Origin of the sequence: Nitrospirillum pindoramense, assembly GCF_007827955.1 — a bacterium.
GTDB lineage: Bacteria > Pseudomonadota > Alphaproteobacteria > Azospirillales > Azospirillaceae > Nitrospirillum > Nitrospirillum amazonense_B.
In genome coordinates this window covers 107356-120142 of record NZ_VITR01000003.1, presented here as the reverse complement: position 1 = coordinate 120142, position 12787 = coordinate 107356, and the positions used below count along the sequence as shown (strand labels likewise).

The window sequence follows — 12787 nt, the reverse complement described above, 5'->3', positions numbered from 1 at the left end:
GCCAGGGCGGCGAACCAAACGCCGCCTCAAGTCTTATAGGGGGTGGGCCAGGAGGTCGCCCCGATGACCGATCACATCCGCAAACACATCGAACTGAAGGCGCCGGTGGACCGGGTCTGGCGGGCGCTGACCGATCCTGAGGAATTCGGCGCCTGGTTCCGGGTGAAGCTGGACGCCCCCTTTGTGCCTGGCCGGGAGGCCACGGGCCGCATCACCCACCCAGGCTATGAGCATGTACGGTGGCAAGCCACCGTCGTTCGAATGGAAGAACCGCGCCTGTTCTCCTTCACCTGGCATCCCTACGCCGTGGATCCGGAAAAGGACTATTCCACCGAAACCCCCACCCTGGTGGAATTCACGCTGGAGGAGCGTAACGGCGGTACCCTGCTGACCATCACGGAAAGCGGCTTCGACACCCTGCCCGACAACCGGCGCGTCGAGGCGCTGCGCATGAATGAGGGCGGGTGGACGGTGCAGGCCCATAATATTCGCGCCCATGTCGACGGTCCCGTGCAGGACTGACCCGGCTTCCCGGAAATATCACGAAGCCACCAAAAAAAAGATCAGGCGCCGGGAATAAATCCCGTTGGCTGGCGTCTTATCGGCATCCCCAATCGGGAATGACCCATTATTCCCCCCAATGCCGAAATAAAGGAGCTCAGGCCATGATCGCCCGGAATCCGTCCCTGATGAGCAAAGTCGCCGCCGCCCTCGTGGTGGGCACTCTTTCCCTAGCCCCGTCGGCCTTCGCCGCGCCGCCGGCCGTGACGGTCAGCGTGGTCGCCAATGCCGTGCGGCACGCCTGCCAGCAGACGCTGGGCCTGACGGTCAATGACACCGATTACGCCGCCTGCATCACCACCCTGACCCAGGCGGCGACCAACGCTCAGATCCACGACCCGTCCCCGATGCCAGACAGCCGGGCCTGCGCCGAAGTCGGCACGGCACCGGGCAGCGCCGATTTCGCGCGGTGCGTCGCCAACCTGGACGGCGCCCTGGACCAAGCCCGGCTGGCCCCGAACTGACGGTGGTAAGCCCAAGACCCCATCGGCCCGCACCAAGAAGGGTGCGGGCCGATGCTCACATCAGCACATGCGCCTTGGGTTGCGGCAGGGGCGGCAGATCGGTTTCCCCCAGCGCCTCGCGCAGGTTGATCTCCATGGTGTCGGCCAGCGCCTCGATGGGCAGGGCGTTGGCCTGGGTCCCGAACGGGTCCTCCAACTCATCCCCCAGGGCATCGAGACCGAAGAAGGTGTAGGCCACCAGGGCGGTGATGACCGGCGTGCCCCAGTGCAACACGTCCGCGAAACCGAAGGGCAGCAGGAAACAGAACAGATAGGCGGTGCGGTGCAGCAGCAGGGTGTAGGCGAAGGGCACCGGCGTGTTGCGGATACGCTCACAGGCCGCCAGGACGGCCGACATGCGGCCCAGCGTCCCGTCCAGGACGCCGTACTGGATATCGCTGAGGTGACCATCCGCCAGCAGGTCCGCCAGCACCTGGCCCATCTGACGCAGCAGATAGTCCGGCCGGTTGCGGGATGCCTCAAACCCCGCCAACTGGCTCGCCGACAGGAAGCGGCGGGGCTTGGTCATGTCGCCGCCCGGCCGCAGATGGCAGACGCAAGCGTGGCCGAAGGCCATGGCCAGGCGCAACAGTTGACGCCGCGCGGCCCTGGGCTCCCTCTCCTCATGGCCATCCCTCTCCAGGATCAGGGTCTGCCGGCCCAAGTCGCGCACGGTGGTGAGCAGTTGCCCCCAATCCTTGCGCGCCTCCCACCAGCGGTCATAGCAGGCGTTGTTGCGGAAGCCGAGGAAGACCGACAGCGCGATGCCCAGCAGGGCGAAGGGCGCGCCGTTGAAGGCGGGCGCCCAGCCGGGATGGCTGCCCCGCACCCAGACCACCAGGATAGACAGCGCGAGGATCACCAGCACCTGCGGCAGGATACGCAAGATGATGGAGCCGCGCAGGATGAAGAACAGCCGCAGCAGGCCGGGCCGGTCCCGGACGATCATGGCGCCACTTCCCTCAACAAGGGCCACCGGCCTTGTGGGTTGAAGGGGCTGGCGGCGTTGTGGACCATGCGCCCGCGGCACCGCCAAATCCAAACGCAAAATCAGGCGGCTGGCATCCGCCAGGCGGCCGCCTGGCCCAGCGGCAACAAAAACATCAAAAGACCGCAAGGCCGTTCAAATACTCACAGAAATAACATCAGTGAATTTTCCAGAAACAGCAGGACTGTCCAATCCCGCCGCGATCGCTGCCTATACAACGGACGCACGGGCTTGTGCGGTGGACACCGCGCGGGGCCCTTCACCGGACCGTCAAGGAGATCATGATATGTTGAAGTCTTCCGCCGCCCTGCTCACCCTGGGCCTGCTGACCCTGGGCATGCAGCCGGCCCTGGCCGCCGACACCATGCCGACCATCACGATCCATCCGTCCATCGATCGTGCCTGCCAGGACGCCCTGCACGTCGGCCCCAACGACAGCCTCTACGCCGCCTGCGTCGCCAGCTTGAAGGACACCCTGAGCGCCACCAAGAAGATGCATGCGGAGCGCTGCCAGACCGCCTGCAGCGAGGCCGGCCTGACCGAAGGCTCCCCCGCCTTCGACCGCTGCGTCGCCAACCTCAACGGCGCCTTGGCCCAGGCTCAGCTCAGCGGCAACTGAGCCGTGGCGCCGAGCTGACCGGGGGTGGCACGCCCAATCATCAAGGACGCGGCTGCTGCTGGGTGATGCAGTGGATGCCGCCGCCGCCGCGCACGATGTCCAGTGCCGGGACCTGGACGATCTGGCGGTCGGGGTAGAGGCGGCTGAACAGCTTGGCGGCCTCCGCGTCCATGGGGTCCTCGAAGGCGGGCAGGACCACGCCGCCGTTGGCCAGGTAGAAATTGGTGTAGGACAGGGTCAGGCGCACGCCATCCTGTTCCTGGCGCGCCGGCGTGCGCAGGGTGACGATGTCCAATTCCCTGCCCTGCGCATCCGTCGCCATGGACAGCCGCTCGATATTGTCCTGGAAGGTGTCGAAGTTGGGATCGTCCGGATCGTCCGTGGTCATGGCCAGCACCAGGCCGGGCCGGATGAAGCAGGCGATCTCGTCTATGTGGCCGTCGGTCTCATCCTGCTCATACCCCCGGCCCAGCCAGATGATCTGGCGCACACCCAGGAAGTCGCGCAGATGCCCCTCGATCTCGCCCCGGGTTAGGCCGGGATTGCGGTTGGGGTTCAGCAGGCATTCCTCGGTGGTGATCAGGGTGCCCTCACCATCCACATGGAAGGAGCCGCCCTCCATGATCAGCGGCGCCTTGAAGCGGGGAAGTCCCAGGCCCTTCAGGATTTCCGCCGCCACCTGGGTGTCGGCCTGGAAATCCTCATAGTTGCGGCCCCAGGCGTTGAAGTCCCAGTCCACGCCGCCGATGCCGCCCTTGCCGTCAATGACGAAGCTGGGGCCGTTGTCGCGCAGCCAGCTGTCCGACAGGGGCACCGGAATGGCGCTGACCGGCGCGCCCGAACACAGGATGGAGGCGTCGGCCACCTCCCCCGGCGGGACCACCATGGTCACCGGCTCGAACTGCGCGATGGCCTTGGCCACGGCGGCGTAGGCCTGGCGCGCGGCGTCCAGCCCGTTGGGGAAGGTCTCCGCCCGGTTGGGCCAAGCCATCCAGCAGCGGTCGTGCGGGTGCCACTCAGCGGGCATGACAAAGCCCGCCGCAGCGGGGGAACCGGGGGTGTAGGTCATGGCGTCCGATCCTCCACCGCCCCGGATCGGGGCGGTTGCAAAGAATAGTATTCCGCCTGTGCTACAGGCTGGCAATCAGCGCTTTGGATGAGAGGGCTAGACCCGCCCCGCCTGGCTTTCCTCACGCTCTCGGATGCGGGCGCGGCGGGCTTCCAGGAAGCCGGCCAGGGCGATGCCGGTGGCCACCACCGCCACCACGATGGTGGCCAGCGCGTTGATTTCCGGCTTAAGCCCCAGGCGGATGGACGAGAACACGATCATCGGCAAGGTGGTGGAACCGGGGCCGGAGACGAAGCTGGTGATGACCAGGTCGTCCAGCGACAGGGTGAAGGCCAGCAGCCAACCGGAGACGATGGCGGGCGCGATGATGGGCAGGGTGATGACGAAGAACACCTTGGCCGGGCGGGCGCCGAGATCCATCGCGGCCTCCTCCAGCGACACGTCCATGCTGACCAGGCGCGACTGGATGACCACGGCCACGAAGGACATGGTGAAGGTGATGTGGGCCAGGATGATGGTCAGCACCCCGCGCCCCGCCGGCCAGCCAACCAACTGTTCGGCGCTGACGAACAGCAGCAGCAGGGCCAGGCCCATGATCACCTCAGGCATCACCAGGGGGGCGGAGATCATGCCGGCGAACAGCGCCCGGCCGCGGAACGCGCCGAACCGGGCCAGCATCAGCCCCGCCAGCGTGCCCAGCACCACGGCGCCGCAGGCGGTGGCGAAGGCGATGCGCAGGGACAGCCACGCCGCCTCCAGCATCTGGCTATCGGCCAACAGCTCATGATACCAGCGCAGGGAAAAGCCTGTCCAAACGGTGAGTGAGCGATTGTCGTTGAAGGAATAGACCACCAGCAGGACGATGGGCAGGTACAGGAAGGCCAGCCCCACGCCCAGCAGGACCATCGGCAAACGGGACTTTCTCATCACGCGGCCCCCTTGTCCTGGTCCCGGCCCTGGAAGTGCTGGAAGATCATGATGGGGCCCACCAGGAAGGCCAGCAGGGCGATGGCCACCGCCGAGGCGGACGGCCAGTCACGGCTGTTGAAGAACAGGTTCCACAGCTCCCGCCCGATCATCAGCGTGTCGGACCCGCCCAGCAGCGAGGGGATGACGAACTCACCCACCGCCGGAATGAACACCAGAAGCGAGCCGGCGACGATGCCCGGCAGCGACAGCGGCAGGGTGATGGTCAGGAACGACTTCCACGGCCGGGCGCCCAGGTCGGCCGCCGCCTCCAACAGCGTGTGGTCCATCTTCTCCAGCGTCGCGTACAGCGGCAGGATCATGAAGGGCAGGTAGGAATAGGTGATGCCGATGTAGACCGCGAGGTCGCTGTACAGGATCTTCAGCGGTTCGTGGATGAGGCCCAGGCCCATCAGCAGGTTGTTCAGCAGCCCCTCGTCCTTGAGGATGCTCATCCAGGCGTACACGCGGATGAGGAAGCTGGTCCAGAACGGCAGAATGATCAACATGAGCAGCGGCCCGCGCCGCTTCTCCGGCGCGGTGGCGATGGCGTAGGCCATGGGATAGCCGATGACCAGGCAGCACAGCGTGGAGACGAAGGCGATCTTCAGCGAGTTCAGGTAGGCCAGCAGGTAGAGGTCGTCATCGAACAGCGCCTGGAAGCCGCTGAAGCGGATATGCAGGTCCAGCCCACCGTCCACCCATTCGACCAGCTTGGTGAAGGGCGGGATGCCCACCGCCGGCTCCGCCACGCTGATCTTGAGCACGATCAGGAAGGGGATGAAGAAGAACAGCACCAGCCAGGCGTAAGGGCCGAGGATGACGCCACCCCGGCCCGTGAGGCCCAGGCGGCGGGTGACGCCCAGGACGCGGTCCTTGAGGGTGCGCGGCGCCACCGGGGGCAGGCCGGCGGCAGCACCGGCCGGAACCGGGGACGACTGGGATGGGTCTTGCGCGGGCACGGCGGCTCCCCTCCCCTCAGTCTGTCAGGACGACGCCGGCGAACGGGCGCCAGCACAACCAGACCTCGTCATCCCAGGTGATGGGCAGCTCGGTCCGCCGGGTGACGTTGGGCGCCGTCGCCCGCACGCGCTTCCCGGACGGAAGGTCGATCTGATAGATGGAGATGTCGCCCAGATAGGCGATCTCGCGCACCACGCCCCGGGTGACATTGCGCCCCGTGTCGGCGTCCGCCGGCCTTTCCTTGGTGATGCTGACCTTCTCCGGCCGGATGGCGACCCAGCAATGGCTGCCCGCCGCCAGGTGGGCGGCGTGGGTGACGTACAGGTCGCAGCCGGCCTCCGCCGAGCGGATGAGGGAGTGGTCGGGCTCCGACTCCACGATGTTGCCCTCGAACACGTTCACCGATCCGATGAACTCCGCCGTGAAGCGGCTGTTGGGGTATTCGTAGATCTCGGTGGGCGTGCCGACCTGGGCGATATGGCCATGGTCCATGACCGCGATGCGCGAGGACATGGTCATGGCCTCCTCCTGGTCATGGGTCACGACCACGAAGGTGACGCCCAGCTTTTCCTGGATGTTCACCAGCTCGAACTGCGTCTGTTCGCGCAGGCGCTTGTCCAACGCACCCAGCGGTTCGTCCAGCAGCAGCAGCTTGGGCTTCTTGACCAGGGAGCGCGCGAGCGCCACGCGCTGCCGCTGGCCGCCGGACAACTGGTGCGGCTTGCGCTTGGCGAAGGGGGTCAGCTTCACCAGCTCCAGCATCTCCGCCACGCGGGTGCGGATCTCGTCCTTGGGCACGCCGTCCTGGCGCAGGCCAAAGGCCACGTTGTTCTCCACCGTCATGTGGGGGAACAGGGCGTAGGACTGGAACATCATGTTGACCGGGCGGTCATAGGGCGGGATGCCCGCCATGTCGACGCCGTCGATGAAGATGCGGCCCTCGGTCGGCTGCTCGAACCCGGCCAGCATGCGCAGCAGCGTCGTCTTGCCGGAGCCCGAACCGCCCAGCAGCGAAAAGAACTCCCCCCGGTAGATCGACAGGCTGACATTGTCCACGGCGGTGAAATCGCCGAAGCGCTTCGTCACCTTCTCGATCTGGACATAGGGCTTGGCCGCCGGATCGTGCCAGGGCTCGAACTTCATGGCGGGGCCTTTGGCGGCCGGGGGCTTGCCAACGGGACCAGAAGCGGCGGGACCGGAAGCGGCCGGCCGGGAACGTGGGTCGGGGGCGTCGGACATGAGGCGGCGGATCACAAGGCTGGAAGTGGGCCGGATGCGGACGTCCGATGGGCGCTTCCTGGTTGGGAACCGCTTGCCCGGAAAAGCGTTCCGAACTTGCTGAATGCCAGGGTGCGTCCCCGCTGTCCACTGGAACTATGGGGTCCGCGACCCGGGGCCGCGCGTTTTTTCGCAACTGCAAATTTGCCCCTAAATGATGGGGCCGCCGGCCAGGGCGCCGGTATAAAAAAGGGGCGCCAGCCCAAAGGCGACGCCCCCTTCCCCTTAAGGGGGGAAATCCGCTCAGCGGCCGGTCTTGATGCGGGTCCAGGTGCGGTTGCGCTCCTGCTCCGCGCGCTGCGCCAACTGCTTGATGGTGAACAGCTTGTCCATCACTTCCTTGGGCGGATAGATGCGCGGGTTGTCCTTGATCTCCGGCTTCAGCAGGGGCAGCGAGGCCGGCACGGCGTTGGCGTAGGAGACGGCGTTGCTGATGCCGGCCATCACCTTGGGGTCCAGCATGTAGTTGATGTAGGCGTAGGCCTCGGCCACGTTCGGCGCCCCCGCCGGGATGGCCAGGGTGTCGAACCACAGCTGGGCGCCTTCCTTCGGGATGGCGTAGTCGATCTTGACCTTGCCGCCGGAGCGGGCCTGCGCCTGCAGCACATCGCCGGAATAGCCGATGGCTACACAGGCGTCGCCGCTGGCCAGCGGATCGATGACGGAGGGGACGAAGGTCTTGATGTAGGGGCGGATGCTGGACATCAGCTCCCCGGCCTTCTTGACGTCGTCCGACTTCTCGCTGCTGGGCGGCAGGCCCAGATAGTTCAGGACGGAGGGCAGGATGTCGGCCGGGCTGTCCAGCACGACGATGCCGCAGCTGGCCAGCTTCTTGGCGTTCTCCGGATCGAACACCTGCTTCCAGCTGTCGATGGTGGCGGTGCCGAGCGCAGCCTTCACCTTGTCCGGGTTATAGCCGATGCCGACGGTGCCCCACTGGTAGATGGCGGCGTACTCGTTGCCCGGGTCCACCTCCGCCAGGCGCGACATCAGCACGGGGTCCAGGTTCTTCAGGTTGGGAATCTTGGACTTGTCCAGCTTCTGCACCGCCTGCGCCTGGATGAACTTGCGCAGGGTGGGCTGGGCCGTGGGGACGATGACGTCGTACCCGGAATTGCCCGTCAGCAGCTTGGCTTCCAGGGTTTCCAGGTCGGTGTAGACGTCATACTTGGTCTGGATGCCGGTCGCCTTGGTGAAGTCGGCCAGCGTGGTCTCGCCGATATAGTCGGTCCAGTTATAGACGTGGACCGTCCTGCTCTGCGCCCAGGCGGCGCCCGCGACCACCGCCACCAATCCCGCCAACAGCGGCACCAGCTTCTTTTTCATCCACTTCCCCGTTCTTGGAACATCGGCCGGGCCATAAGGCCCTGGGTCGGGGGGCATTTGCACCCCATGCCGCCGGCCCTGTCAAGCCACGGGCAAAGGCACGCGCCTTTTTGGAGACGGCGGATGCCGGCAGCCTATGCCATTCGCGGCAAGCCCCGGAAAACCAAGCGCCTTCGCCCTTGTATCAGGATCAGCTAGGCGTGCCGCGCGCCGCGATCTCACGCGTTTCAGGCGTGAGCGGACGTGCCTCCTTGCCGGCCTGGAACAGGGGTATGGGCTTGGGCTCCTTGGGACGGAACTGGTTGAAGCCGGTCAGCTTGCCGCTGGCCTGTTCCAGGGCCACACGCTCCTGGTCGCGCCGACGCACCTCCTCCGCCGTCTCGCGCGCCTCCTCCTCCGACAGGCCCAGGAACTCCAGCGCGCCCTGGCCGAAAGCCAGCGCCGATTCCAGGGTCTCGCGCACCTGCAGGTCCACCCCGGCCGCGATCAGGTGCAGGGTGTGCCGGCGGTCGTAGGCGCGCACCAGCAGGCCGGCGTGGGGGAAGCTGGCCTTCACCAGATCCACGATCTTGTTGGCGGCGTCCTTGTTGTCCACGCACACCGCCACCGCCCGCGCCCGGCCGGCGCCCGAGGCGTGCAGCACGTCCAGGTTGGTGCCGTCGCCGTAATAGATCTGGAAGCCGAAACCGGCGGCCGCCTGGATCATCTCCACATCCGTGTCGATGATGGTGACGTCCAGCCCGCGCGCCAGCAGCGTCTGGCTGACCACCTGGCCGAAACGGCCGAAGCCGATGATCAGCACGGTGCCGTTCAGGCCGTCGGGGCGCGCCAGCCCCTCCGTATCCGGCGCCGGTTCAGGCAGCAGGCTCCACACCAGGCGCACGGTCATGGGCGTCAGCACCATGGACAGGATGACGGTGGCGGTCATGACGGCGTTGACCTGCCCGTCCAGCACGCCCACGGCGGCACCCGCGCCGTACAGCACGAAGGCGAACTCACCCCCTTGCGCGAACAGGGTAGTGCGCTGCAAGGATTCGCGGCCATCGGCGCCGGAAACCCGGGCCACGGCATAGATGCCCGCCGCCTTGGTGATAACGCATCCGGCCAGCACCAGCAGCAGCAGGCGCCATTCCGCCACGACCACCGCCAGGTCCAGCGACATGCCCACGGCCATGAAGAAAAGGCCCAGCAGCAGGCCACGGAAGGGTTCGATATCCGCCTCCAGCTGATGGCGGAAACCGGACCCGGACAGCAGCACGCCCGCCAGGAAGGCGCCCATGGCCATGGACAGGCCCGAGCTTTCCATGAGCAGCGCCGTGCCCAGCACCACGGCCAGCGCCGCCGCCGTCATCGCCTCCCGCACCCTCGACCCGGCCAGCAGGCCGAACAGCGGGTTCAGCACCCAGCGCCCGGCCACCACGACCACGGCCAGGGCGGCGGCGGCCGCCGCCACGCCCACCCAGCTGCCGCGCAAATCGTGGCTGGCCTCCGGCGCCAACAGCGCCACGACGGCCAGCAGGGGCACCACCGACAAATCCTCCAGCAGCAGGATGGACATGGCGCGCTGGCCGAAGGGGGTCGACATCTCCCCTTTCTCCTCCAGCGTCTGGATGATGGCGGCGGTGGAGGATTGGGCAAAACCCATGGCGGCGACGAAGGCCACCGCGGGCGGGAAACCGGCGACCACGCCGGCGACGGTCATCAGCGCGCCGCAGACGGCCGCTTGCGCCACGCCGAGGCCGAAGATCTGGCGCCGCAGGGTCCACAACTTGGCCGGCCGCATCTCCAGCCCAATCAGGAACAGGAACATGACGACGCCCAGTTCGGCGAAGTGCAGCACCGCGGCCGGGTCGGCCAGCACGCCGAAGCCGAAGGGACCTATGGCGAGGCCCGCCGCCAGATAGCCCAGGATGGAGCCAAAGCCCAGCCGCTTGAACAACGGCGCCGCCACCACGCCGGCGCCCAGCACCGCCACGATCTGCACCAGGTCGACGCCGGACGACGTGTCGGTCACGCGGGTTCCCCCCAAATATCACCTGAGGGGATGCCACCCGAACGGCTGGCATTCCCCCACACCAGGGCGGACCCTAACAAGGATGCCGCGGGCGGGGCAAGGCGGGCACCGTTGCCCCACCCGCGGCTGACCAGTAACACGGGCTCAGCGGAAATCCCGTTAGCGGAAACCCAGTCAGCGGAAGTAATGCGGCAGAAAGCGGGAGGCGCCGGTGATGATGGGGCCCACATCCTCGCGGACGCACAGGCCGGCGGCCTCATCCCCCACTATCCAGGCGCCCAGCACCACATGCCGCCCGTCCGACCGCGCCAAGTCCACGGCGCGCTGATAGACCACCGGCCCCTGCCCGTAGCCGCCAGCGGTGCGCGCCACCTCCTGCCCGTCGCGGATCAGCCGAATGTTGGCGCCTTCGCGCGCCTGCATGGGCTTGGCGATCCAGTCCGGCCCCACGGCCGCGGCGGAGAAGCCGGCGGGCAGCAGGTTGGGATGGCCCGGGAACAGGTCCCACAGCACGGTCAGGATGGCCTTGTGCGACAGCAGCATCTTCCATGGCGGCTCCACCACCGTCATGTCGGCAGTCGGGAGGTGGGCGCCGAAGCGCTCGGCCGCCAGCCATTCCCAGGGATAGAGCTTGAACCACAGGCCCAGCGGCCGGCGCTGCTCATCGACGAAGCGCTTCTTGCCCTTGTCCCAGCCCACCTGGGTGATGGGCAGATGGGTGGCGTTCAGGCCGGCCTGGCGCGCCGTATCCACCAGATACTCCACCGTCCGCAACTCCTCCTCATAGTCGGCGTAGGACGACAGGTGGACCAGGGCGCCGGGCGGCTGGCGCCGGCCGATTTCCCGCCAGCGCGCGATCAGCCGCTCATGGATGGAGTTGAACTGGTCGGCGTCGGGCAGCACGTCACGCAGCCAGAACCACTGCACCACCGCCGATTCGATGAGGGTGGTGGGCGTGTCGGCGTTGTATTCCAGCATCTTGGGCTCGGCCACATCCTCCCGGTCCGGGTTGAAGGCCAGGTCGAAGCGGCCATAGAGGGCGGGATCGCCCCGCCGCCAACTCTCGATGACATAGGCGCGGTAGGCCAGGCTGAGGCCGAAGCGGTCCATCAGGGCCGGCGTCGCAACGATGGCCGCCACCGCCTCAAGACACAGCTGGTGCAGTGTGTTGGCGGCGGCCTCCAGATGGTCGATCTCCGCCGCGGTGAAGGCATAGGCGGCGCTCTCGTCCCACCACAGACCGTCCTCCCCGCCGGGCGGCAAGCCCAGCGAATGGTAGGTCAGGCCCTGGGCTTCGATGCGCCGGGTCCAATCGGGGCGGGGCGTGCAGGAAACACGGTCCATGATGGGGCTCCCCTACTCGCCACCCCCGCCGCCACCGTGTCCGCCCCCACCCTCGCCGCCACCGCCATGGGCCGCGGCGCTTTCACCGAAGCCACCGGTTTCGACGCCGCCGGACTTGGAACTGGAGATGGAGCCCCCACCCCCGCCATGGCCACCGCCCGTGCCGCCAGAGCGGCAGTCGGCCTGCTGTTGGTTCTGGTTGGCCTTGCAATCCTGATCATGCTTTGAATCACACCCGCCCAGCGACAACGTCGTCGCGGCGGCCAGGGCCGCCAACGTGATGTGGTGACTGCGTTTCATGGATTTGGTTCCCAAAGGGTTGGCACCGGGGTGCCCCCATCAGCCGGCTCACGTCGAAAGCCTAGTTCGTTCGAAAGCAAGTTCGTTCGAAACCCCGTCCGTCGGGGCAACCCCGCGCGATGAAGGGTGCTCCGGCCCGCATCTTTGCACCAATGGCGCCATAACATGTCTGTCCACGCATAATTGTGCGAGACACGGGTTATGCCCGCGACCCGGGAAGGATCGCTGCGCCCTTGACGGCCCGGCCCCGGTGGCGGCACATCCGGCCCATCGCTGTCTTCCCATGGTGCCCTTCCCCATGTTCTGGCGTCCCATGGCGGTGGCCGACCTGCCGTCCGTCTTCACCCTGGCCTGCGCCATCCATGTCGACTTCTTCGAGGCGTTCGAGGTCATGGCCGACAAGCTTGCGGCCTATCCCGCCGGAGGCCTGACCCTGGCGCGCTCCGAAGGCGGCATCGGCGGCTATGTGCTCAGCCACCCCTATGCCCGGGACCGCGTGCCAAAACTGAACCAGATGCTGGGCGGGCTGCCAGCGGAGGCCGACATCTATTACATCCACGACGTCGCCATCGACGCCGCCGCCCGCGGCCAAGGACATGCGGATGCAGCCGTGGAGATACTGACCGAGCACGCCCGCAGCGCCGGTTTCACCGAAATGCGGCTACTGTCGGTCAACAATTCCACGGCGTTCTGGTCGCGGAAAGGTTTTGCGGCCATACAAGAAACGTCCGTTGACGTGTCCAGTTATGGCGAGGATGCCGTCTATATGGGCAAATTACTTTAAATTGTTCCATCTTAAGTAATAACGGCGATGCCGATATAGCAGATCACGCCCAGCCGAAAGTCAGGGTATAGC

Annotated in this window: 13 protein-coding genes; 4 read left to right on the top strand and 9 right to left on the bottom strand. The window is 66.8% G+C overall.

Annotated elements, in window-relative coordinates; translation table 11 throughout:
• Positions 1–63 precede the first annotated feature (63 nt).
• Positions 64–522, top strand: a complete 459-nt coding sequence (locus tag FBZ90_RS05570; protein ID WP_145730043.1) for an SRPBCC family protein — start codon at positions 64–66, stop codon at positions 520–522.
• A gap of 143 nt (positions 523–665) precedes the next feature.
• Complete coding sequence (locus FBZ90_RS05565; RefSeq protein ID WP_145730042.1) at positions 666–1025, top strand: hypothetical protein; 360 nt, start codon at positions 666–668, stop codon at positions 1023–1025.
• A 55-nt stretch (positions 1026–1080) separates the two neighbouring features.
• Here FBZ90_RS05565 and FBZ90_RS05560 read toward each other — a convergent pair whose 3' ends face one another.
• Entirely contained in the window at positions 1081–2013 is a 933-nt protein-coding gene (locus FBZ90_RS05560) for a bestrophin family protein (protein ID WP_145730041.1), read from the bottom strand.
• Positions 2014–2338: 325 nt separating this feature from the next.
• Between FBZ90_RS05560 and FBZ90_RS05555 the strand changes: the two genes are divergently transcribed.
• Positions 2339–2671: a hypothetical protein gene (locus tag FBZ90_RS05555; RefSeq protein ID WP_145730040.1), complete on the top strand. Its 333-nt coding sequence runs from the start codon at positions 2339–2341 to the stop codon at positions 2669–2671.
• Positions 2672–2711: 40 nt separating this feature from the next.
• Here the strand turns inward: FBZ90_RS05555 and FBZ90_RS05550 are convergent, their stop codons facing one another.
• From FBZ90_RS05550 to FBZ90_RS05515, 8 genes are all read right to left on the bottom strand, one after another.
• A complete protein-coding gene (locus FBZ90_RS05550; protein WP_186455623.1) occupies positions 2712–3740 on the bottom strand; it encodes an agmatine deiminase family protein in 1029 nt (342 codons plus the stop codon).
• A 96-nt stretch (positions 3741–3836) separates the two neighbouring features.
• Entirely contained in the window at positions 3837–4667 is an 831-nt protein-coding gene (locus FBZ90_RS05545; protein ID WP_145730039.1) for an ABC transporter permease subunit, read from the bottom strand.
• Positions 4667–5602: an ABC transporter permease subunit gene (locus tag FBZ90_RS05540; RefSeq protein ID WP_420872587.1), complete on the bottom strand. Its 936-nt coding sequence runs from the start codon at positions 5600–5602 to the stop codon at positions 4667–4669. Before FBZ90_RS05540 ends, FBZ90_RS05545 begins: the two co-directional genes overlap by 1 nt.
• An 82-nt stretch (positions 5603–5684) precedes the next feature.
• A complete protein-coding gene (locus FBZ90_RS05535) occupies positions 5685–6812 on the bottom strand; it encodes an ABC transporter ATP-binding protein (RefSeq protein ID WP_145730038.1) in 1128 nt (375 codons plus the stop codon).
• Between the two features lie 378 nt (positions 6813–7190).
• The gene (locus FBZ90_RS05530) at positions 7191–8273 is read right to left on the bottom strand and encodes a polyamine ABC transporter substrate-binding protein (protein WP_145730037.1); all 1083 of its coding nucleotides are present in this window, start codon (positions 8271–8273) and stop codon (positions 7191–7193) included.
• A 190-nt stretch (positions 8274–8463) separates the two neighbouring features.
• Positions 8464–10287, bottom strand: coding sequence for a monovalent cation:proton antiporter-2 (CPA2) family protein (locus FBZ90_RS05525; protein WP_145730036.1), 1824 nt, complete (start codon positions 10285–10287; stop codon positions 8464–8466).
• Between the two features lie 174 nt (positions 10288–10461).
• Positions 10462–11631 carry a glutathionylspermidine synthase family protein gene (locus tag FBZ90_RS05520; protein WP_145730035.1) on the bottom strand — a complete coding sequence of 390 codons (1170 nt, stop codon included), beginning with the start codon at positions 11629–11631 and terminating at the stop codon, positions 10462–10464.
• Positions 11632–11643: 12 nt separating this feature from the next.
• The gene (locus tag FBZ90_RS05515; protein WP_145730034.1) at positions 11644–11931 is read right to left on the bottom strand and encodes a hypothetical protein; all 288 of its coding nucleotides are present in this window, start codon (positions 11929–11931) and stop codon (positions 11644–11646) included.
• A gap of 298 nt (positions 11932–12229) precedes the next feature.
• Between FBZ90_RS05515 and FBZ90_RS27770 the strand changes: the two genes are divergently transcribed.
• On the top strand, positions 12230–12715 hold the full coding sequence (locus FBZ90_RS27770; protein ID WP_186455622.1) for a GNAT family N-acetyltransferase: 486 nt from the start codon (positions 12230–12232) through the stop codon (positions 12713–12715).
• The last annotated feature ends 72 nt before the right edge of the window (positions 12716–12787 follow it).

What these genes read in the sequence shown, in the direction of transcription:
- FBZ90_RS05570 (WP_145730043.1), top strand. Translation starts at nt 64, where the DNA reads ATGACCGATCACATCCGCAAACACATCGAACTGAAGGCGCCGGTGGAC.
- FBZ90_RS05565 (WP_145730042.1), top strand. Translation starts at nt 666, where the DNA reads ATGATCGCCCGGAATCCGTCCCTGATGAGCAAAGTCGCCGCCGCCCTC.
- FBZ90_RS05560 (WP_145730041.1), bottom strand. Translation starts at nt 2,013, where the DNA reads ATGATCGTCCGGGACCGGCCCGGCCTGCTGCGGCTGTTCTTCATCCTG.
- FBZ90_RS05555 (WP_145730040.1), top strand. Translation starts at nt 2,339, where the DNA reads ATGTTGAAGTCTTCCGCCGCCCTGCTCACCCTGGGCCTGCTGACCCTG.
- FBZ90_RS05550 (WP_186455623.1), bottom strand. Translation starts at nt 3,740, where the DNA reads ATGACCTACACCCCCGGTTCCCCCGCTGCGGCGGGCTTTGTCATGCCC.
- FBZ90_RS05545 (WP_145730039.1), bottom strand. Translation starts at nt 4,667, where the DNA reads ATGAGAAAGTCCCGTTTGCCGATGGTCCTGCTGGGCGTGGGGCTGGCC.
- FBZ90_RS05535 (WP_145730038.1), bottom strand. Translation starts at nt 6,812, where the DNA reads ATGAAGTTCGAGCCCTGGCACGATCCGGCGGCCAAGCCCTATGTCCAG.
- FBZ90_RS05530 (WP_145730037.1), bottom strand. Translation starts at nt 8,273, where the DNA reads ATGAAAAAGAAGCTGGTGCCGCTGTTGGCGGGATTGGTGGCGGTGGTC.
- FBZ90_RS05520 (WP_145730035.1), bottom strand. Translation starts at nt 11,631, where the DNA reads ATGGACCGTGTTTCCTGCACGCCCCGCCCCGATTGGACCCGGCGCATC.
- FBZ90_RS05515 (WP_145730034.1), bottom strand. Translation starts at nt 11,931, where the DNA reads ATGAAACGCAGTCACCACATCACGTTGGCGGCCCTGGCCGCCGCGACG.
- FBZ90_RS27770 (WP_186455622.1), top strand. Translation starts at nt 12,230, where the DNA reads ATGTTCTGGCGTCCCATGGCGGTGGCCGACCTGCCGTCCGTCTTCACC.